Annotated in this window: 19 protein-coding genes; 14 read left to right on the top strand and 5 right to left on the bottom strand. The window is 31.5% G+C overall.

Annotated features, from left to right (window positions below):
* Positions 1-19 precede the first annotated feature (19 nt).
* Positions 20-676 carry a formylglycine-generating enzyme family protein gene (locus tag ACE193_RS05495; RefSeq protein WP_375562004.1) on the top strand — a complete coding sequence of 219 codons (657 nt, stop codon included), beginning with the start codon at positions 20-22 and terminating at the stop codon, positions 674-676.
* Entirely contained in the window at positions 676-1,161 is a 486-nt protein-coding gene (locus ACE193_RS05490) for a formylglycine-generating enzyme family protein (protein WP_375563343.1), read from the top strand. The genes ACE193_RS05495 and ACE193_RS05490 overlap by 1 nt, the downstream gene beginning before the upstream one ends.
* Positions 1,162-1,369: 208 nt before the next feature.
* Here the strand turns inward: ACE193_RS05490 and kynU are convergent, their stop codons facing one another.
* The 4 genes from kynU to pckA form a co-directional block, all read right to left on the bottom strand.
* Positions 1,370-2,671, bottom strand: a complete 1,302-nt coding sequence (kynU, locus tag ACE193_RS05485; protein ID WP_375562003.1) for a kynureninase — start codon at positions 2,669-2,671, stop codon at positions 1,370-1,372.
* Between the two features lie 40 nt (positions 2,672-2,711).
* Complete coding sequence (locus ACE193_RS05480; protein WP_375562002.1) at positions 2,712-3,521, bottom strand: polysaccharide biosynthesis/export family protein; 810 nt, start codon at positions 3,519-3,521, stop codon at positions 2,712-2,714.
* Positions 3,522-3,620: 99 nt separating this feature from the next.
* Positions 3,621-4,439 (bottom strand): glycosyltransferase family 2 protein, encoded by an 819-nt coding sequence (locus tag ACE193_RS05475; protein ID WP_375562001.1) that lies wholly within the window; start codon positions 4,437-4,439, stop codon positions 3,621-3,623.
* 608 nt (positions 4,440-5,047) lie between these two features.
* Positions 5,048-6,661, bottom strand: coding sequence for a phosphoenolpyruvate carboxykinase (ATP) (pckA, locus tag ACE193_RS05470; RefSeq protein ID WP_375562000.1), 1,614 nt, complete (start codon positions 6,659-6,661; stop codon positions 5,048-5,050).
* A 646-nt stretch (positions 6,662-7,307) separates the two neighbouring features.
* Here pckA and ACE193_RS05465 point away from each other — a divergent pair.
* The 12 genes from ACE193_RS05465 (at position 7,308) to ACE193_RS05410 (ending at position 19,488) form a co-directional block, all read left to right on the top strand.
* On the top strand, positions 7,308-7,796 hold the full coding sequence (locus ACE193_RS05465) for a YHS domain-containing (seleno)protein (protein ID WP_375561999.1): 489 nt from the start codon (positions 7,308-7,310) through the stop codon (positions 7,794-7,796).
* A gap of 36 nt (positions 7,797-7,832) precedes the next feature.
* Complete coding sequence (locus tag ACE193_RS05460) at positions 7,833-8,804, top strand: LytTR family transcriptional regulator DNA-binding domain-containing protein (RefSeq protein ID WP_375561998.1); 972 nt, start codon at positions 7,833-7,835, stop codon at positions 8,802-8,804.
* A gap of 509 nt (positions 8,805-9,313) precedes the next feature.
* Positions 9,314-9,988, top strand: a complete 675-nt coding sequence (locus ACE193_RS05455; RefSeq protein WP_375561997.1) for a helix-turn-helix transcriptional regulator — start codon at positions 9,314-9,316, stop codon at positions 9,986-9,988.
* A gap of 69 nt (positions 9,989-10,057) precedes the next feature.
* Positions 10,058-11,161, top strand: a complete 1,104-nt coding sequence (locus ACE193_RS05450) for an alpha/beta fold hydrolase (RefSeq protein ID WP_375561996.1) — start codon at positions 10,058-10,060, stop codon at positions 11,159-11,161.
* The gene (locus tag ACE193_RS05445) at positions 11,158-11,733 is read left to right on the top strand and encodes a hypothetical protein (protein WP_375561995.1); all 576 of its coding nucleotides are present in this window, start codon (positions 11,158-11,160) and stop codon (positions 11,731-11,733) included. The genes ACE193_RS05450 and ACE193_RS05445 overlap by 4 nt, the downstream gene beginning before the upstream one ends.
* 24 nt (positions 11,734-11,757) lie before the next feature.
* A complete protein-coding gene (locus tag ACE193_RS05440) occupies positions 11,758-13,275 on the top strand; it encodes a serine hydrolase domain-containing protein (RefSeq protein ID WP_375561994.1) in 1,518 nt (505 codons plus the stop codon).
* Positions 13,276-13,493: 218 nt separating this feature from the next.
* A complete protein-coding gene (locus ACE193_RS05435) occupies positions 13,494-14,798 on the top strand; it encodes a hypothetical protein (RefSeq protein ID WP_375561993.1) in 1,305 nt (434 codons plus the stop codon).
* A gap of 25 nt (positions 14,799-14,823) precedes the next feature.
* A complete protein-coding gene (locus ACE193_RS05430) occupies positions 14,824-15,501 on the top strand; it encodes a hypothetical protein (RefSeq protein ID WP_375561992.1) in 678 nt (225 codons plus the stop codon).
* 70 nt (positions 15,502-15,571) lie between these two features.
* Positions 15,572-16,312 carry a hypothetical protein gene (locus ACE193_RS05425; RefSeq protein ID WP_375561991.1) on the top strand — a complete coding sequence of 247 codons (741 nt, stop codon included), beginning with the start codon at positions 15,572-15,574 and terminating at the stop codon, positions 16,310-16,312.
* A gap of 21 nt (positions 16,313-16,333) precedes the next feature.
* A complete protein-coding gene (locus ACE193_RS05420; protein WP_375561990.1) occupies positions 16,334-17,488 on the top strand; it encodes a pepsin/retropepsin-like aspartic protease family protein in 1,155 nt (384 codons plus the stop codon).
* A 24-nt stretch (positions 17,489-17,512) separates the two neighbouring features.
* Positions 17,513-18,742 carry a serine hydrolase domain-containing protein gene (locus ACE193_RS05415; RefSeq protein WP_375561989.1) on the top strand — a complete coding sequence of 410 codons (1,230 nt, stop codon included), beginning with the start codon at positions 17,513-17,515 and terminating at the stop codon, positions 18,740-18,742.
* A gap of 77 nt (positions 18,743-18,819) precedes the next feature.
* Positions 18,820-19,488, top strand: a complete 669-nt coding sequence (locus tag ACE193_RS05410) for a DUF1684 domain-containing protein (RefSeq protein WP_375561988.1) — start codon at positions 18,820-18,822, stop codon at positions 19,486-19,488.
* A 113-nt stretch (positions 19,489-19,601) separates the two neighbouring features.
* Here the strand turns inward: ACE193_RS05410 and ACE193_RS05405 are convergent, their stop codons facing one another.
* Positions 19,602-20,885, bottom strand: coding sequence for a CAP domain-containing protein (locus ACE193_RS05405; protein ID WP_375561987.1), 1,284 nt, complete (start codon positions 20,883-20,885; stop codon positions 19,602-19,604).
* Positions 20,886-20,944 lie beyond the last annotated feature (59 nt).

The raw sequence follows: 20,944 nt of genomic DNA, 5'->3' as shown, positions 1-20,944 counted from the left end.
TATTTTTTTATTTTGCAGTATGAAAAAACTTACTCAAGAAGAAGCAAAAGAAATTATTGATTTAATCGAACAAGCAAATATTTCAGATGCTTTCGACAGACTTGATAAATATGCAATTCACTCCTCAAAATTAGCCAGTCTAAGAAATGAATACATAACAGGAAAAGATAATCATTTCTTTGCAGATAGATTTAAAACTTATGTAAAATCATTATCAAAGAAAAAAAAGAACGAAGATACAAATGAAAATGAGTTTGTTCTGAAACAAAATCATAATCTAACAGCCACTCTGTATTTAATTTCTAAAGTGTTTTTAGTATTGATAGGTATTTCTATTGTGATATTAATGGTTGTTGCAAATTATAAAGAAAATAATGACATGCTTTCCTTCACAGAAAAACTCCCAAAAGGAATAAAACTGGTAAAAGTAGAAAGTGGACAGTTTTTAATGGGTTGTGATGATAAGAATAATAAAGAGTGTTATGAAGAAGAAAAACCTTCACATAGTGTGTATTTGACAGGTTTTTACATTAGCCAAACAGAAATTACAAATGCTCAGTATGCTATTTTTTTAAATGACTATGGGAGTATTGAAGTAAAAAAAGGGAAATATTTAGGAAAAAAAATGTTTTCCGATTATTACAAAGAAATAAATAAAATGGCAAATGGCAAGTAATCAAAGGCTATGAGGATTTCCCAGTTTCTTCCGTAAACTGGTACGGAGCTAACGAGTTTTGTACATATTATGGAGGTTCACTTCCTACTGAGGCTCAATGGGAATATGCAGCTAGAGGGGGGATAAGAAGTAAGAAATACTTATATGCAGGAGGAAATGATTTGGATAAAATTTCTTGGAATCACTCAAACTCCTACAAAAAAAAACATAATGTAGCTACTAAAAAATCAAATGAAATAGGTTTATATGATATGACTGGAAGTGTTTTAGAATGGTGTCAAGATTGGTACAATGCAGAATATTATCAGAACATAGAACTTTTAACAAATCCAGTAAACACATATAAAAATAGCAGCAGAGTGTGCCGTAGTAGTTCTTGGAATTTCGTTGGTAATGGTTTTCATCGCATAACCCAACGTCATGAGACTAAACCTGATATGTTTGCTCCAAATATAGGTTTTCGTATGGTTTTTTCGTACAAATAAATACATCTTAAAAAGATTTGTGATTTAACTTTTTAGAATATCTAAATAGTTGATAGAATTACATTTTTTATTTAATTAGATTGTAGTTTTATCAAAAGAACTCATTCCATAAAAAATATAGAATGAGTTTAAAAAAGGAAGTTGGCATTTATCTTCATTCATCCTATAAATCATAAATATCACTTGCCAATCAGTTACAGTATTTTTTTTACAAAGCAATCTCTTTCAAAATTTCATAAAAACGATAACAATCCATAAACGAATTGTACAAAGGAATAGGCGCAATACGAATGACATTTGGTTCTCTCCAATCCGAAATAACTCCTTTTTGGGTCAGAATTTCGTGGTACTTTTTACCTTCTTTATCAAAAACTAAAGATAATTGACAACCTCTATCGGCTGCATTTTTTGGAGTAATAATTTTTATTCTGATTTTTGATTGTTCTTTATTAAAAGATTCTATCAAAAACTCCATATAAGCTGTTAGTTTTTCGCTTTTTTGTCTTAGATTTTCAAAACCTGCTTCTTCAAAAATATCTAAAGAGGCTTTATGTGCTGCCATTGGCAAAATCTGTGCATTACTAAGCTGCCAACCTTCTGCGCCACGCATCGGAACAAATCCTTTTTTCATCTTAAAACGGTCTTTCTCATCGTGTCCCCACCAACCTGCAAAACGAGGAAGGGAATCATCATCAGCATATTTTTCATTAATAAAAATGCCTGAAGTTCCACCAGCACCCGAATTTAGATATTTATAACTACACCAAGTAGCAAAATCTACCTTCCACTCATTAAGTTTTAAAGGAACATTTCCTGCTGCATGTGCCAAGTCAAATCCTGCCGTCGCACCAACTTTATGAGCTGCTTCTGTTATTTTTTCTAAATCAAAAAATTGTCCTGTATAATAATTTACGCCACCAAACATCACTAAAGCCAGTTGATCGCCTAACTCTTCTATTTTTTTTGTTATGTCTTCTGTTCTTAGTGTTTCTTCGTTTTCTCTAGGAGTCATTTCTACAATGGCATCATCTGGCAAAAAACCATGAAATTTTACTTGAGATTCGACGGCATATTGGTCAGAAGGAAAAGCTCCTCCTTCCATCAATATTTTAAAGCGTTTTTGATTTGGACGATAAAACGAAACCATCAATAAATGCAAATTGACAGTAAGATTATTCATTACAACTACTTCAATAGATTTTGCACCTACAATTTTGGCAGTCTGATTTGTAAGGAGTTTGTGATACGAAAGCCAAGGATTTTTTCCATGAAAATGCCCTTCTACACCTAAGTTTTTCCAGTCTTCTAATTCTTGATTTATGTAGTCTTTTGTCGTTTTGGGTTGAAGCCCTAGAGAGTTTCCACAAAAATAAACTACCTCTTCATCACTAGGATTTGTGTTTTTTGAAACAGAATTCAGAGTAGGAATCCAAAATTTATCTCTAAAATGAGCTAGAGAATCAGTTGCGTCTAATTGCGCTGCAAAGTCTTTAGTAGTTTCGAAGTTCATTTTTGATAGTTTTGTTTGTGTGAATTTTTTAGAAGATATTCTATCGGTTAAAAATAAAAATAAAGTTAGTTATAAAAAATGCAACATTAAGAAGAGTACTTGTAAGTCCAATCAAAGGTGCATTGGTTTGTAGTGCTTTATTTCCTTTCAATGGTTCTACATAAATAATATCTCCTGGTTGCACATAAAAAAGAGGAGAGGTGAGAATATCATCTTGGGTAAGGTCGATATAATAGCTTTCCAAGTTAGCTCCTTTTCTTCTCATAATCCTTATTTTTTGTCTGTTTGCTGTTACTAAAGGTTCTCCTGCTAGAGCCATCACATCTAAAATTGTAGTCATACGCATATTATAGATTGTAACTTGTCCAGGTACTGAGACCTCTCCTAACATAGTTACTTGAAAGGTAAGTAACTGTACTTTTACGATTACTTCTGTAAAGCGTTCTTCTACGGCAGTTTTTATTTTACTTGCAGCCTCATCTACTGTTAGCCCTGCTACCTGTACATCTCCAACTAAAGGCACTTGTACATAGCCACTATCACTAATGGTATAACCTGTCAAGAGTACATTTCCATTTTGTCCTCCTTGTTGTTGAGATTTTATATTACTTGCTTCTGTTGTACCTAAATCATATTTTGAGGGTACTATACTTTGCACATTAATGCCTAAAACATCATAAGATTGCAATCTATACGAGGTAAAATTTAAAGAATAATTTTCAGGAGTTGTGCTTCCTATATTTGGATTTTCCTGTTGTTTTCCTTTCAAATAGGTAAGGTTGCGAGTAGGCACACAACTAGAAAAACATACAATGGATAAGAAGATTAAAAATAAAGTAATATTTTTCATAATAGCAGTTAATAATAAAATAACCTTCAATTCTGTTTTTTTACAGAATTGAAGGTAGGATAAAATGTAAAATAGTTTCACAACTATCTTCTTTATAATCTATACTTCCACTTCTTTATTCGAATACGAATTAGAAGTTGCATAAACAAGCTCTAATTTTTCTTGAGTAATACCATGGAAATATTGAGGTATTTTTGATAATGGTTTCATAAAGCGAGTATAAAACTTAGGTTGTAAGTCATTGATTTTCCAAGCCTTATAATCTTCAATATTTGCCATTAATCGATTTCTCAAACTACTATTACTTTTTCCTCCTGTACGCATACTTGCCATAACCATAGGTAAATAGGTAGCCGAAATTTTATGCTTCAAAAGCATACGCAAAGTAAGTTCGTAGTCAGCAGCACTTTTAAAACGAGTGTCATAAACACCATATTTTTGATAGCATTCTTTTTTTATGAAAAGTGCAGGATGTGGAGGCATCCAACCTTTATAAAAACTCTCACAATCAAATTCTCCCGATTGCCAATAACGAATTACTTTTTGAGTATCTTCTTTATCTACATATACCAAATCACCATATACTGCGTCAGTATCGTGTTCTTCAAAGGTTTTGACAAAAGAAGAAACTACTTTATTATTTGGATAAAAATCGTCGGAGTGAAGTAGTCCAATAATATCTCCACTACACATACGAATTCCTTTGTTGATAGCATCATAAAGCCCTTCATCTTTTTCAGAAATAAAACGAGTAATACGATTTTGATACATGCGTATCAATTCAGTAGTTCCGTCTGTGGAGGCTCCATCGATAAGAATATATTCCAAGTCAGGATAATCTTGATTTAAAACAGATTCAATAGCGTCTGCTACCATTGATACGTTGTTATAAACTACAGTTACAATGGAAACTTTCAATTTTTTTTAGGTTAAGTTAAATGTCTAGTTGTTTGACTTCTAGATTCTTTAGATGAGAATATAGAAGTTCTTTTATTTTAAAGTTGTAGTAGTCTGCTTCATAGTTTAAGCAGATTTTTTTATTCTTACTCTCACAGAATAAAAAATAACTTTTGATTATGTGAAAATAAAATTACTCTTTTCGCTAGAGTGATTTTTGACTACAAAATTGCAAATTTTTATACAAAAATCAACTATTATTTCTCAATTTTTCTCAATTTCTGTTATTATTTGAATAAAAAAAAGAATAAATTGTAATATAGCAGTTTTTGTTGCTGATTAACTATTATAATACTATTTTTTGTGAAAATTGTTTTTTTAAATTTTCTTTATTAGAAAAAAGGTATTTAAGAATAGAGAAATTATTTTTTTATATAAAAGAAGGATTATTGTTCAAGCATTCTGCTTGGGAACTCTTTTTCAGCAAGCATATACTTACAAAAGGATAAGTTCAAGGTAGAGTTTGAGCTAGAAAAATAATTTATTAAACACTTTCAAATAAAAAAGCCTTATTCTAAAGATTTGGAATAAGGCTTTAAAAAAATAACAGATAATTAGTTTATCAAGAATTATGAATTTGCCATTGCTTTAGGTGCGCCAGCCATAATCTCATCATTTGCATATTCTGCATACTTTTCAAAATTAGTTACAAATGCAGTAGCTAGTTTGTTAGCTGTCGCATCATACTCTTCTTTATTTTTCCAAGTATTTTTAGGGTTTAAGATTTCAGTAGGAACATTCGGACATTCAGCAGGAATTTTTACTCCAAAAATAGGTTGTTCTTCAAAGTTTACATCATTCAATTTACCTTCCAAAGCAGCTGTAATCATAGCACGAGTATAAGAAAGTTTCATTCTTGAACCTACACCATAACTACCACCAGACCAGCCAGTGTTAATAAGCCAAACATTTACATTTGATTCTTCCATTTTCTTACCCAACATTTCTGCATATTTTGTAGGGTGTAAAGGTAAAAATGCAGCACCAAAACAAGCTGAGAAAGTACGTTGTGGCTCTGTAATACCTACTTCTGTACCTGCTACTTTGGCAGTATAACCCGAAATAAAGTGATACATTGCTTGTCCTTTTTCTAATTTAGAAATTGGAGGCAAAACACCATACGCATCACAAGTAAGAAAGAAAATATTTTTTGGAATACCACCCACAGAAGGTTCAACAGCATTATCAATATGATGAATTGGATAAGCAACACGAGTGTTTTCAGTAACCGAAGAATTGAGATAATCTACTTTTCTTGTTCCTTCGTGAAAGCGAGTGTTTTCTAATAATGCACCAAACTTAACAGCATTAAAGATTTGGGGTTCTTTTTCTTCTGTAAGGTCAATTACTTTTGCATAACAACCTCCTTCAAAATTGAAAACTGAATCTGAAGTCCAGCCATGTTCATCATCTCCGATAAGTGGGCGATTAGGGTCTGCTGAAAGAGTTGTTTTTCCTGTTCCTGAAAGACCAAAGAAAATAGCCGTATCGCCATCTACTCCTATATTTGCCGAGCAGTGCATCGACAAAACTTTATGTTTGTGAGGAAGAAGATAATTCAAGACAGAGAAAATTCCTTTTTTCATTTCGCCTGTATAACCTGTTCCTCCAATCAAAATCATTTTTTTAGTGAAATTGATGATAGCAAAATTAGCTTGACGAGTACCATCTACTTCTGGATCTGCCATATATTCAGGCACTTGAAGGATAGTAAAAGTAGGGTCAAAAGATTCAAACTCTGTTTGTTCTGGACGAATAAACATGTTATGACAAAAAAGATTTGAGCAAGCATTCGTATTGATAACACGAAGTTTGAGTTGATAGTTTTTGTCTGCTCCAGCATACGCATCACGTACATAAAGGTCTTTTCCTTCTAATGAAGCAATCATTTTTTCCATGAGTGCATCAAATTTTTCTGGAGAAAAAGCAATGTTTACATCACCCCACCATACTGAATTTTCAGTTTCAGCATCTTTTACAATAAATCTATCTTTAGGAGAACGACCTGTAAATTTGCCTGTATCAAACATTAAAGCTCCTTTATCATTCAAAACACCTTCTTTTCTGTCTAGTGCATGTTCGACAAGCTCTGCTGCTGGCAAGTTCCAATATACGTTCGCTGCGTGTTTTATTCCTAGCTCCTCAATTCCTGATTGGTTAGACTTGACTCCGTGTTGTTGCATAATTTAATGTCAGTATAATAAATTGGTAAAATCAAAAAAGCCAATTCGTTTTCCATACCTAATGAAAACAAATTGGCAAAATATCAAAATGAGTATATAATTTTTTTAGTAGATGTAATTTGTCTAGTCTTCAAAGCTAAGGAGACAAAAGTAGTACCTTCAACTAGAAGTACACGTTTTTTAGCACTCAAAAACAGTATCTTATTAAGTAGTAGAAGAACCACCTCAACTATAAAATCAAGAGATTTATCTTTTTGAGAGGATTTTTCAAACAAAATTTTTAATAAGTTTGATTGTTTTTTTAAAAAAAGAGGCTTCAAAAGCAATAGACGCATAAGCAGTTATTTGCTATCAGTACAAAATTAGTCCCTACAAAATCTAAATTGTAATTATTGCACACAAAGGTACAATTATTTTTGTGATGTAACGCAAAATTCACACCGAAAAAATGAAATAAATACCCTTGCTTGTCTTTCTGAAAGGTTGTCGGTAACTTTTAATTAGCTAACTTCTACCAAAATGCGAAAAAACAAAAACCTTTTTCAACCTCAAAAGACAACCTCAAAAGCAATATTTGTGAATAAAATTCTTTATAAACAAGTAAGTTAATATTTTGATTTTAGAGTAAACTCAAATTTCTACAATTATGAAAAACAAAAAAAAATATAGCCTCTATATATTTCTAGTTCTCTTGTTTACCTTTTTAATGATAGAAGCTACACAAGCTCAAAAGCTGACAGAAGCATATTGTATCAAACATTTTAATCTTGATAAAGGTGTTGCCATTGAGGGCTACGATATAGTTTCTTATTTTGTAGAAGCTGAGCCACAAAAAGGAAAATCCTCTATTTCTGCAAAATATTTGGGTGTGATTTATAGATTTGCTACAAAAGAACACCGAGATTTATTTATCAAAAACCCAAAAAAGTATATGCCTGAATATGGTGGTTGGTGTGCGTATGCAATGGGAGCGAAAAACGAGAAAGTAACTATGGATCCCAAAAATTATAAGATTATAGATGGTAAGCTCTATCTTTTTTATAAAAATTTCTTTACAGATACACTAGATGATTGGAATGAAGATGAAGAAAATTTGAAACGAAAAGCTGATAAAAACTGGTCAGAAGTAAAATAATAACTTATTTTGTAATTCATAAATCCATTTTACAAAATGAATATGCTACAATTACTCAAAAAGCCACATCCTTTTATTTTTAATATAGGAAGCATTTTAGTTCCTGCCTTGATTACTTTTTTAGTGATTTTGGTTTTTGCTCCTTTCGGTTTAGCTCAGTCTGATGCGTTGAGTCGTTTTAGTTATGCTATTTTTTTTGGTGCAGTAGTCGCTTTCTGTATTTGGGTAGGTGTAAGTGGACTACAAAAAGTATTCTCTAACTCTTTTGAAGAAGAAAACTGGACAGTAGGAAAAGAAATAAGTCTAGTTTTTACGATTTTGATATTTATTATTTTTGTAACCTTCTTTATTTTTGCTTTTCTGAAAGGTTTTGAAAACTTAGGAGCTTTGTTTCAAATCATGTTCGTTCGGACACTTCTCATTTCATTTTTCCCAATTCTGATAATGATTCTTTACGAGCAGTATTACCATCAAAAACAAAAGTGGAAAGAAGCACAATTACTCAATCAAAGACTTCAAGAAAAACAGACTGAATTACAGGAAAACCAAAGTAAACTCAAAGCAGAATTCGAAAATCAACTTCAAAACCAAGTAGAGGAAAAAGTTGAAGAACAAGTCAAAACAAAAACAGCAGAAATAGAAAATACTATTTCTCTAAAAAAAATCATTTTAGAAGCCGAAAATGGAAAAATTGCTTTGCAATTAGAAAGTAAACAAATTTTTTATCTACAATCAGAAGGAAATTATATTGAAGTTTTTTATAAATCAGACAATTCTATTCAAAAAGAATTAATCCGAAATAGCCTCAAAAAATTAGAAGAAAATCTACCTCAAAAAGACTTTTTTAGATGTCATAAAAGTTATATCATCAACCTTTCAAAGATTGAAAAGGTAGAAGGAAATGCACGAAATTTTGAATTGATTTTGCAAAATATTGATACAAAAATTCCTGTTTCACGTTCCAAATCTCAAGAGCTTTCAGAGATTCTCAAAGCAAACTCCCACTAATTTGAATTTGATTTGTCCTTTTTATCCCAAAATCTGCCTATTGTTCCCAAAACGAAATTCAAAAATAGAACTTATAGGTACATTTTTTTACTTTTGAGTTATTCGTTTTCACAGAAACATTCAATATGCAAGACTATAAAAGATGCAACTTTCTATGAAAATATTTGTCTCTTGACCTTATAAACAATTTAATTCAAATATAGGGCAAACGCACGAAATTTATTTTCCATTTTCTCCCCATTATCAACGTCTTTTTATCTTCGATAAAGACGATTGCTAAGGAAAAAAAATGAAAAATATAGAGTTTCTACCTTAGAAAGGGTTAATTTTTGAAAAAAATGACCTTGATAATGGTGAAATACAGCACAAAATTGGATAAAATGATTCGTTTAAAATTTCGTGCGTTTGCCCTAATTCAAATAATTTTCATGTTAAATTATCAGAAAATCTATTATCAAGATAGCTCCATTCAAATAGCAAGAAATCACTATGCTAAAACTAAATCTGATATGCCTCTACATAGTCATGATTTTCTGACTATCAGTCTTTTATTAAATGGAAAAATAGCAGAAAAAACCTCTCAAAACCAAACTCATCAAGCAGGTGCAGGACATGTTTCTATAAAACCTCCTCAAATTATTCATAGTGATTCTTTTGCAGAAGATAGTTCGCTTTTATCGCTAAAAGTATATGACTGGGAGTATTACGGCTTAGATTTTAAAGAGTGGAGTTGGATTGCAGAACATACATTTATACCCTATTTTTTGGCTATCATTCAACAACGAAATAAAAAAGAGTCAATAAAACAACTTAAAAAAATATTATCTATTTGTTTACAGCAAAAAAATAAATCTACACAAATTCCTACTTGGGTTTCAGAAATTGCTATTAATATCCATAAAAACCCTGAAAAAAAAATTATAATAACAGAGATAGCTCAAAATGCAAAAAAACATCCTTTTCATGTAGGACGTTTTTTTAAAAAGTTTTATGGTATGGATATAAAAACATATCAACAGCATTTGAGAATACAACATAGTTTGGCCCAAGCAGTAGAACAAAATAAAAGTCTAACAGAAATCGCTTACCAAAATGGTTTTGCAGACCAAAGTCATTTTTGCCGAACCTTCAAAAAAATTACTCAATTTACGCCCCAAAAAGCTCTGCATTTAATTGATGTTTGATTTGTTCTATTTTTTGGTAAAATACAAAGCTACTTTTGCAGCATTGTTTTACCAAAAATATTAAAAAATATGACCATCAAAATTATTTTTCAAAGATATATAGTTAAGTTATTGCTATGTAACATTCTTTGCCTTATTGTACTGAGCAGTTGCAGACAAGAAGACTTTAATTTAGAATTACAAACAGAAAAATATTTTCATATAAAAAATGGAGATTACCTAATACCAACTTTAGTAAGAGGAAGTACAACGTCTAAAAAAATAATTCTATTTATACAAGGAGGACCTGGATATTCCTCTTTGGATTTTGCAGGAATAGATTTTCCAAAATGGAGAAATACATTAGAGTTTGACTATGCTGTTGCCTACTACGACCAAAGAGGAACTGGAAACAAACAAGGTGATTTTTCTCAAGGCACTTCTGTAATTCAAACTTGGACAAGTGATTTACATGCAGTAGCCTCTTTTTTACAACAAGCATACGATGCCGAAATTATCTTAATGGGACATAGTTTTGGAGGTTGGTTGATGTATAAGTACATGCTAGAATACCCAAATAATAGTATTGTCAGTAAATATATTGCTATGAATGCCCCTATTACTTCTGATGGAGATATTAGTGGTTTGCGATGGGAATTTCGAAGAGAGTTTTTAGAGAACACAGCTCAATTAGAAATCAGTAAGGGAAACCGAGTAACAGAATGGCAAGACGTGATGAGTTGGCTAGAAGAAAACCCTAAAATTGAAGAAGTCAATGGAGAAGACCCTTTTATTTTGTATCGCCAGTGGAATAGGTATGTAAATCAATTAATTACAATAGATTATCCAGAACCAGAGCCTACAAATCAAGATTATTTACGAGTAATTTTTTCCTCTTCTTATAATCCTTTAGCCTATCTAAATAGCCAATATACAGATGAAATAACAGACAGAATCTATGATGAAAGAATAGGAGATTCTTTAGTTTATCAATTAGAAAATATCACTCAACCTAGCTTACTTCTGATTACAGGGCGTTATGATGATATTTGTCCACCAGAAGAATTGACTTATGCTTTTAATAATATCAGTTCAGAAGATAAAGAATTGGTTATTATAGAAGGTGCTAGTCATAATCCATTTATCGAACAACCTACTACTTTTTATTCTACTATCAAAAACTTTATAAAATGAAATATTTAATTTCAATCCTTTTTCTAATGTTTTCTAGTGCTGTTTTGGCGCAAACATTCAAACCTCAAACAATTGGAGTTTCTTATTTTGGAGAAACAATTACTCACTCTGGTATGAAAGTTTTTGCTGAATATAATTTATTTACAAAAGTAAAAAACAAGAAAAAGAACTCCGAGAAAAATGTTTATCATTCTATTTTACTCACACCAAGTATAGCTTATTTTTATCACAAGAACTATCAACATGCAGCTTTAGGTCAGTTTGAAGTTGGTTATAATCGTACAAGTCCGAATGGAAATTACTGGGGGTTTGGAGTAGGTGTGGGATATATGCGAACGTTTATTCCGAATGTTTACGAACTAAGCCCAACAGGAAATATAGAATCTATATCAGCAGGAGATAATTATTTTACAAATTCATATTCTTTTACGATTGGAAAAGAAATAGCTCGTAATTCAGAGCATCCTTTTGCTTTTTTTATTAAACCAATATTTACACAAGCTCGCCCTAGTATAATGGGTACTACACCTTATTTTTTCTTAGAAATAGGGACAAAAATTAAATTAAAATAATTAAATTATAAAACTCAATCAACTATGAAACTAAAAATATTTTCACTCCTCATTTTTTCATTTTTCTTTATGAGCTTCTCAAACTTTCTGTCGGCTCAATCTGCTGACAAAGACAAACAGCTTACTGATTTTATTGAGAGAGTTCGCTCCGAGCTAGAAATGATTCCTGCTATCAGTGTTGCAGTTTCTCATCTTGATGATAAAAAAAACACACAACCTTTTGCATATACCACAGGCTACACAAATATCGAAACCAAGCAAAAAGCTACTAATTCTACTGGGTTTTATATTGCTTCTTCTACCAAATCTTTTGTAGGTCTTTTAGCGTGTATTTTGGAATATGAAGGAAAAATGGACCTCAAAAAACCAATTATTGACTATAAACCGTTTAGTAATTTCAAAGAAAAAGCAAAGTTTGAAGGAATTACGATTAATGATTTGTTGTCGCACCAAGTGGGCGTTGATAATGAATATTTATCTAGTCGTTTGGCTTACACTGGCGAATATACAGAGGAGGAAATTTTGAAAATTACAGAACAAGAAAGTGAAGCCTTAGAAACAGGAAAACAGTTTATGTATTCTAATTATGGTTATTATCTTTTTTCTATGATTTTGAAGGCAGAATTAGGGGAAAATTGGCAAGACTTGCTACAAGAGAAAATTTTTACGCCTTTAGAAATGAAAAACAGTTCTGCAAAAGTTTCTGATTTTGATGAAAATGAACTAGCCAAACCTCATCATAGTACCTTTGGAAAAGACGTTCAGAAATCTGATTTTTTCAAAATAGATGAAACTATGCACGCAGCAGGAGGAGTAATTACTTCAGCAGAAGACATGGCAAACTTTCTTTCTTTTTTACTCAATGATGGAAATTTCAAAGGTAAAATTATTTATCCAAAAGCTGTTTTAGAAAAAAATCAAGAAAAATTAGTCTCAGCAACACATGATTATATCAAAATCTTTGAAGGAAATGGCTATGCAAGAGGTTGGAGAATTGGCGATTTTGAAGGAAAGAAAGTAATTTATCATTTTGGAGGGTATCATGGTTTTGCTTCTCACGTTTCTTTTTTACCGAATGAAAAAATAGGGGTTAGTGTAGTTATCAATCACTCATTAGGTTTGGATATTGGAAACCTAATTGCTAAATATGCTTACTATTTGTACTTAGGAGATGAAAGTGCAGTCAAAAAACTAGAAAAGAAAAGCATCAAAAAGCTACAAAAGAAATTCAAACGCTACAACAAATCGGAAGTAAAATATGCCGAAAAACTAGCCAAACGTGAATGGATGTTATCGCTTCCCAAAGAACAATATATAGGCAGTTACAAAAGTAAAAATATCGGAACAGTAAACGTCAGTTATCAAGATGGTAAACTGTTATTCACTACTGGAAATGTAAAAAGCATAGCAACAGCTTATGAGTTAGAAGAATGTATGCGTATCGAACTCGCTCCTGGAAATGGTATCGTGATTCGCTTTCAAATTGAAGACGGAAAGCCAGTTAGTTTTTCGTTTGGAGAAGATGTTTTTGAGAAAATATAAGTCAATTCAAAACGGTCTTGAACAAAAAACAAGACCGTTTTTTTATGTTTGTTTTTAGAGTTTTGATTAAAAAATACGATAAAGATTCAAATCATCTCCCACTTATCCCAAACTCTGCCATTTCCTACCAAAATCACTTTAAAAGGCTGTAAAACTACATTTTATCCCTCATCTTTGTCGTATAAGTTTTTAAAAAATCACTAAAAACAAATACACCAATGACAAAATATAGACTATCAGTTTCACTTATTTTTGTGCTTATTTTCATACTTGTTTTTTCGCTTTCTAGTAATGCACAAGTTTATACAGAAAAAAAATCACAACACCGTTTTGCTCAATCCTATTTTGGCTTTAATACACAAATTGTTCCTGCATCGGGTAGCTTAATTTGGCAAGGGCAAGAACAAGAGTTTCCTACTGCCATTATGCCACATCTTACTCTTGGAGGTTTGCATTTTTGGGGAAAGTTGGATTTCAATATGACACTTTACTTGACCAATTTAGGAAGTACAAAACTTCAAAATAACGGAGAAGTTGATTACCGTTCGGCAGGAAGTCTAAGTGCAAAATATTATCCTTGGCGAATGGAGTTTAAAAAACTTCGTCCCTATATGGGAGTTTGCCTAGATTTTTCTTCACTAGGTTTGGGAAATGATACACAAGGAAAACGTTATGATGGTTTTATTACACCGATGCCAGTAGGAGGGTTTTCTTTTGCTCTAAAAGGTTGGCAAATCAATGCCGAAGCAATGTTTCTAGCAAACAACAAGAAGACTTTTTATAGTAGTGAAACTCAAAGAAACACCTTCGAACTTCCTAAAACTTATTTGTCTTTGGGGCTAGTCAAATATTTTGATACAACAATAAGAGAAGAAAAACCAAAGGAATCTGGTGGTACAGCAGAAGTTACGGCAAGTTTGGCAGCCAAACGAAAACTCAACAGTTTTTCTATTGGAGTTGCTCCGAGTTCTTCTTTTTTTCTACAATCTCCCAAATTCTCAGAAGAACTAGAATCTTTACCACTGCATAAAGCTAGTTTTAATTTTGATATTGGAGCAGGTTATTTTTTCTATAAAGCTAAACTACATGCAGGGTTTAGTTATCGTAATTATTCCTCAAAAACCATTAGTTACAGCCTAGAACACATCGTCAGACGACAATCCATAGCCTTCGAAGCCTACAAGTTTTTGTTTGATTATAATGGTTTTGTTCCCTTCATTGGAGCAAGTATTAGTTCTGAAAAATGGGCTACTGGACTTTTTAGAAACGACACACAACAAGGCGAAATAGTAAGAACAGAAATGATTTCTCCTGGAATTATCTTCGGTTGGGACATTGTGCCATCGTCTTTAGATACTTGGGTATTGCGTACTAATCTGCGCTATTATCCAATGCAAAAAATTAATGATATAGATGGAAAAAAATCAAGAGTCGATCAGTTTGAATTTAATTTTATTCAGTTTGTCATCTATCCAAATCGCATTATCAATTTTAGAAAAGCAAAAAAAGGTTTTTATAAATAGCTCAGAAAATTCTTATACAAAAATTATGAAAGACTTCGTTCAATACACACTTTTTTTCCACGTTTTGGTGGGAGGTATCGCCCTAATCAGTGGCGCAGTTGCTATCCTTTCTAAAAAGGGCAAAAAGTGGCACAAATACGCTGGTAAAATCTATTTCTGGGCAATGACTTTAGTTTTCATTACTGGAATCATCGTGGCAGGTTATCGTTTTAATCGTTTCTTATTCTTGATAGCTTTTTTGAGTTATTACAGCGTTTTTTCTGGACTTCGTTTTCTTAAATTGAAGAAATTACACAAAGACCAAAATCCAAAATGGTACGACTGGGCAGCAGGAGTTATCAATGGACTTGCCAATATTATTTTTATCGGAATTGGGTTGCATTACCTTTTTAGAGAAAATCATAACCTAGCTGGTGCATTGCTTTCTATTGGTTTTGGAATCGGTGGTTTTATGATTTCCTATACAAATTTGAAGATGTTTATTATTCGTCCTACAAAACATTATCATTGGTACACAGCCCATATCGGAAATATGATGGGAGGTTATATTGCTACTTTTACAGCTTTTTCAGCGACAGTGGTTTCTCGTTTTGATTTGATGAATCCTTTTTTAGCCTTTGCTTTACCTCCTCTTATTGGTGTTCCTATCTTGATTTATTGGACAAGCCAAGTAGAAAAGAAATTTCAAAAACCTACTGTCTAATCTAAGTTTCTTATTCTCACTTTATACATTTAAAATTATTTATTAATTCAACTCAAAAACTCAGTTTTCAATGAAATATATTCTTTCTTTTATTCTGATTTTTCTCTGTTTGAATCAACTTCAAGCACAAATAGATACTGTAAATACACAATCTGATGTGTTAGAAATCAAGCAACTTCAAGAAAATCAAACTTCTTATATCGTCTATATTCAAGACTCTATTTATAAATCAAATTTTGAAATTTGGGATAGGACAGTTTCTAAAAATGAAAATACATATCAACTTCATTGGACAAGACATACCAACGATAAAAATAAATTTTATAAATACCTCATTACGTTTGATAAAAAGCTACGTCCTTTGAGTGAAAAAGTCTTTCATCAAGATGTGAGTGAAGAAAAGACACTTATAGAAAAAAAGCATTTTATCTATGAGGAAAATAAAATGTACTCAAATTCTGATACCACACAACATAATATTTTGCCTTTTGAAATAAATGATTTGGAATATTCATTCAATTGGGAACTAGATTTAGAAGTTTTGTCTGCATTGCCATTGGAAGAGGATAAGCAATTTGCGATTAGTTTTTATCATCCTGCCTCAAAAACGCCTCCTAAATATTATAAATATTGGGTAGATAGAAGCGAGGAAGTTTCATTGAATAATAAATCAATGGATTGTTGGGTAGTAAAAGTAATTTATTCAGAATATCAATCAAGCGAATTTTGGATTGATAAATCTACACACCGTGTGCTTCAAATGAAGGAAGGCTTTTTTGGTAAATACCGATTTAAGAAATTGATACTCTAATCTAAATTTAATTTAAAACTAATGATAGACTACAAACACTCTTTACTTTTAATATTGCTTGTTTTTGCTACTTCTTGTTCCTACATCAAAAACGTAGGGTTACTTTCAGGAGGAGAATTAAAAGCCAAAGATTTTGTTCAAGAAGTTCCTTTTGAGCTTAAAAAAGACTTGATTGTCGTAAAAGCCAAGCTAAATGCTGATACCGTTTTGAGAGAGTTTGTTTTTGATACAGGAGCATTTAATAGCAAAATAGAAAATAGCCTAGCAACTGATTTGAGTTTAGAAACAGTTACTACCAAATCAAATTCGACAGCACAAGGTATTTCTAATGAAATTGAAGTTACTCGTTTGGATTCAATAACTTTTGGAGAAACTTCTTTTTATAAAATTGGAGCAGGAAAGGTCGTCTATTCTGAAAAATCGGCTAGTCCTTGTATTGCCAAACACGGAATTATTGGAGCAAATCTAATGAAACTAGCGCATTGGAAAATCGACTATCAAAATAAAAAACTCTATTTTTCAGATACGCCTTTTTCTATAAATGGAGAACATTATACCTTACCTTTTGACAGTCCTACTTTGTCTGGAACACCAAAAATTAATTTAAAACTAGGCGATAAAACCGTCGAAAACATACTTTTTGATGTTGGTTTTAATGGTAGTTTGGTTTTGCCGTTGTCTTTAGCACAGCATTTTGAAACAGCAGAAACACAAATTATTTTGGATAAATCTACTTCTGGAATTTATGGTTCAAATACAGATTCAATTATTGTAAAGAAATTAAAAGTAGAAATAGGAGGTTATCAAACTGAAATGTTTGTGGAATTTTCAGCTATTGGAAAAGCTCTTTTAGGAAATGAATTTTTGAAGTATTTTACAGTTTGTATTGATTATGAAGACGATGAAATCTTACTCCAATCTCAACAAGAAGTAAAAATAGAAGCTCCAACAAATTTTTTGCTAGGAATACTCAATGATTCGCTTTGGGTAGTCAATCGCACAAATTCAGAATTAGATTTGCAGTTGGGCGACACTGTCCTTTCAGTCAATAATCGTAAGCCAAAAGATTTATTTTCTTCGCATTGTGATTACATAATGAATGCTAAAAAAATATTTGAAGCTGATACTTTAGTTTTGGAACTCAAAAATGACAATAAAATAAATTTATTTCCTTAATCTTCAATTAATTAAAAACCAAAAATGAAAAAACACAATTTATTTACCCTAATTACTGTCTTCTCTCTAATTGTATTTGGCTGCACAGAAGATGAAAATATCACTCCTATTACTTCAAATGAAGAGCTTACAGATTACTTACAAGAAGTCTATGAAGGCTCTCAACTTCCTGCTTTTTCTTTAGCGATTGTGAAGAATGGAGAAATTACTTATCAAAACTCTTTTGGACATAAAAACAACGAAAACAATGAAATTTATACCAATCAAACATTACAACCCATTGCCTCAATTAGTAAAACAGTTTTGGGTGTAGCTACTGTAAAGGCAATAGAGTTAGGTTATTTTGATTTAGAAACAGATATTAATAGCATTCTACCAAATCCAATTATAAATCCTAATAATCCTAATGATATTATCAAAATTCGTCATTTGGTAACTCACACTTCTTCATTATTGGATGTTTCAGAAGCCTATTTTGATGCATATTATATTCAAAATGGAGAAAATATGAATACAGAAGGAGCAGTCTTGTTGCAAAATTTTATGGGAATTGAACAGCGAAATAAAAAGTCTTTAGAAAGTTTGATTTCAAATTATTTTTATCCAAGTGGTATCAATTATTCTCTTGACGCATTTTCAAATTCTAAAGCTGGAGAAAAATGGGCGTATTCTAACCTTGCTTCTTCTTTGATGGCATACTTAATTGAAATAAAAGCAAATCAGCCTTATCATCAATTTGTAGAAGAACAGATTTTTGAACCATTAGAGATGAATAAAAGCACTTATTTTCCTTCTTTGTCAGAAAGTCAGTTGGCTACTTTGTATTTTGATAAAAATACACCTTTGCCTAGATATGGAAATGATTCTTATCCAGATGGTTCTGTGTTTACCTCAAATAATGAACTTAGTTTATTTTTATTGACAATGATAAAAGGCTTTCATTTTTCAGAAGCATCTATAATTTCATCGGAAGGATTTGAGATTTTATTCTCTCCTCTTTTAGCAGAAGAAAAGCTCATTTTACAAGCTCACAACAACCACGGAGTTTTTTGGGTACACAATAATAATACCTTGCAACATAGTGGAAGCGACCCTGGTACGACTTGTTTATTAGAGTTTTCAAAAGAAAAACCAGAGGGTTTTTTATTATTGACTAATAGTGATGCTTCCGTTGAAGAAACGCAAACGGTATATAATCAATCTGCTAGACAAATAAAATCGGCTATATCTTCTTATTTATCATCCTCTGAATAATTTTTATTAGCTGAATTTCGAATAAAATAGATATTTTTGTAGAATATATCTTTCACTAAAATCTATAAAATATCAAAATGAAAAAGATAAATTTACTCTTCTCTGTCTTATCGCTTTTAGTTCTAGTTTCATGTAAAAACTCCAAAACAGCAACGACAAAGGATAATTCTAATCAAACAAGCTATGTTTCTCAAATAAAATCATTTCAAGAAGAAATGAATAGCAGTTATAAGAGTGCTAAAGAATCGCCTTTAGAGGAAAGTAAGCGCAAGAAATTCAAAACTCTACCTTTTTTCAAGATTGATGAAAGCTATAAAGTAGAAGGTGATTTTGTCAGAACAACTGATGGTAAACCTTTCGAAATGCAAACGACGACAGATAGAAAGCCGATTTATCAAAAATTTGGAGAAGTTAGTTTTGAGTTGCACGGAAAAAGACATACACTAAATGTCTATCAAAGTGAAAGTTTGACACAACAAGAAGAGTATAAAGATTATCTTTTCTTGCCTTTCACAGATTTGAGTAATGGACAAGAATCTTATGAAGGAGGACGTTATATTGACTTGAAAATTCCAGAAAGAGAAGCCACAGATGGACAAGAACTAGACAAAATTACGATTGATTTTAATAAAGCCTACAATCCGTATTGTGCTTATAATCATAAATATTCGTGTCCTATTCCACCAAAAGAAAATCATTTAGACATTAAAGTTTTGGCTGGTGTTGGGTATGAAAAACACGACTGATTTTAAACAGAGTTCACAGAGAAATTACAATACAGATAATTAGAACGTCTTTTTTGAATACAAAAATTATGAAACAATCATTTCAGAAAATAATTTCCACTTATCACTATTTTCTATCTTCCAAAATCTAAAACACTATTAAAACGATATGTTTTATGAGGTTGAACCGAAACGCCTAATGTTTTGTAACTTCCACTAAGACAAATTTTTCTGTGTCCTAAACTTGGTACACCCGAATCGATGAGTAATTGCATCACAATTTCAAGGGCATCAAATTGTCCATACGAGCAACATTCGCCAGCAAATTTGGATTGACAACCCGAGTTTGGAAGACGTGTATGTCCGACATATCCTTTTTTTCCTGATGAAATGGCGTGGCATTTTGCACTTTCAAATAAATCTCTTTGAGGATAAAGTATGCCCACAGGTTGCATGTTTTTTAGTGTTTTGTAGAGCGAACCTGCATAATAATCTGATAAACTCAAGTCTTCATACGAGTTCCATTTTTTATATTTTACCAAAAAAGTTTCTGCAAAAAGTGGAGGGTTAAGACGAGCTAAATTGAGATAATAATAAACTAGCTTTTCATTTTCGGTCAGATAATCTGTGTTTTGAGCTGTGTAAGCTATATTATACTTTGCATTTTTCCACTCTGGAACAATTTCATGAAATTCTTTTTGATAAGGTTTTATTCCTAAATTTTCATTTGATTCAGTTACATTTTCTGTATAGTCTTCTATAATTTCGTCGCCACTTTGATTGTCTTTGATTTCTAATACTTTTCTATCAAATTTTGTCAAACGAGCCGAAGTTTCTACTTTTTTGAGAGTTGGAAGAATAGAAATACCGAAATAATCAGTTTTATTAGAAAGTAAAATCTGTTTTGCTTGATTATTAGATTGAGATTTTAAGATAGACATCAATAATCGCATTCCTGTATTTTCATAGTACATCGAAGATGATGTTCCACTTACTTGAAAGTTTTGACATTCTTTATTTTTGTTATAACAAGCTGCCAAAATACATTCTTCTCTCATCGGAGAAATAATAGAAAGAGGACGCATTTTTTTGAGCTGATTCGACAAAGTTTCTATGTCTTTTCCAAACATTACTACATAACCCAATGAATTTGCACCATTCCAGTCGGTACATTTATCTAAAAAAGTTTCTGCAAAAAGTGGTGGATTAAGGCGCATCAAATTAAGAAAATAATAAAACTGTTTTTCTTCTTCATTCAAATAATTAGCAGATTGTGCAGAGTTGGCTGAATTATATTTTGGTTGTTTCCATTCTGGAATCCATTTTTTGAAGTCATCACATTGCGCAAAAGAGTTTTTAGGCAAACTAAAAAATCCTATAAGAAATACAAATCCTACAAATAAAATTGTTTTTTTCATAACTGCATTGTTTTTTTGATTCAATTATCTACTTTTCAATTTACTTGCCAAAAAGAAAT

It is taken from the genome of Bernardetia aquimarina, from assembly GCF_042180575.1.
Taxonomy (GTDB): domain Bacteria; phylum Bacteroidota; class Bacteroidia; order Cytophagales; family Bernardetiaceae; genus Bernardetia.
This window is presented reverse-complemented; position numbering and strand designations above follow the sequence as displayed.

Bases quoted from the DNA above. Each gene is read 5' to 3' on its own strand.
- ACE193_RS05495 (WP_375562004.1), top strand. From the start codon at position 20: ATGAAAAAACTTACTCAAGAAGAAGCAAAAGAAATTATTGATTTAATC.
- kynU (WP_375562003.1), bottom strand. From the start codon at position 2,671: ATGAACTTCGAAACTACTAAAGACTTTGCAGCGCAATTAGACGCAACT.
- ACE193_RS05480 (WP_375562002.1), bottom strand. From the start codon at position 3,521: ATGAAAAATATTACTTTATTTTTAATCTTCTTATCCATTGTATGTTTT.
- pckA (WP_375562000.1), bottom strand. From the start codon at position 6,661: ATGCAACAACACGGAGTCAAGTCTAACCAATCAGGAATTGAGGAGCTA.
- ACE193_RS05465 (WP_375561999.1), top strand. From the start codon at position 7,308: ATGAAAAACAAAAAAAAATATAGCCTCTATATATTTCTAGTTCTCTTG.
- ACE193_RS05460 (WP_375561998.1), top strand. From the start codon at position 7,833: ATGAATATGCTACAATTACTCAAAAAGCCACATCCTTTTATTTTTAAT.
- ACE193_RS05455 (WP_375561997.1), top strand. From the start codon at position 9,314: ATGCCTCTACATAGTCATGATTTTCTGACTATCAGTCTTTTATTAAAT.
- ACE193_RS05450 (WP_375561996.1), top strand. From the start codon at position 10,058: ATGACCATCAAAATTATTTTTCAAAGATATATAGTTAAGTTATTGCTA.
- ACE193_RS05445 (WP_375561995.1), top strand. From the start codon at position 11,158: ATGAAATATTTAATTTCAATCCTTTTTCTAATGTTTTCTAGTGCTGTT.
- ACE193_RS05440 (WP_375561994.1), top strand. From the start codon at position 11,758: ATGAAACTAAAAATATTTTCACTCCTCATTTTTTCATTTTTCTTTATG.
- ACE193_RS05435 (WP_375561993.1), top strand. From the start codon at position 13,494: ATGACAAAATATAGACTATCAGTTTCACTTATTTTTGTGCTTATTTTC.
- ACE193_RS05430 (WP_375561992.1), top strand. From the start codon at position 14,824: ATGAAAGACTTCGTTCAATACACACTTTTTTTCCACGTTTTGGTGGGA.
- ACE193_RS05425 (WP_375561991.1), top strand. From the start codon at position 15,572: ATGAAATATATTCTTTCTTTTATTCTGATTTTTCTCTGTTTGAATCAA.
- ACE193_RS05420 (WP_375561990.1), top strand. From the start codon at position 16,334: ATGATAGACTACAAACACTCTTTACTTTTAATATTGCTTGTTTTTGCT.
- ACE193_RS05415 (WP_375561989.1), top strand. From the start codon at position 17,513: ATGAAAAAACACAATTTATTTACCCTAATTACTGTCTTCTCTCTAATT.
- ACE193_RS05410 (WP_375561988.1), top strand. From the start codon at position 18,820: ATGAAAAAGATAAATTTACTCTTCTCTGTCTTATCGCTTTTAGTTCTA.
- ACE193_RS05405 (WP_375561987.1), bottom strand. From the start codon at position 20,885: ATGAAAAAAACAATTTTATTTGTAGGATTTGTATTTCTTATAGGATTT.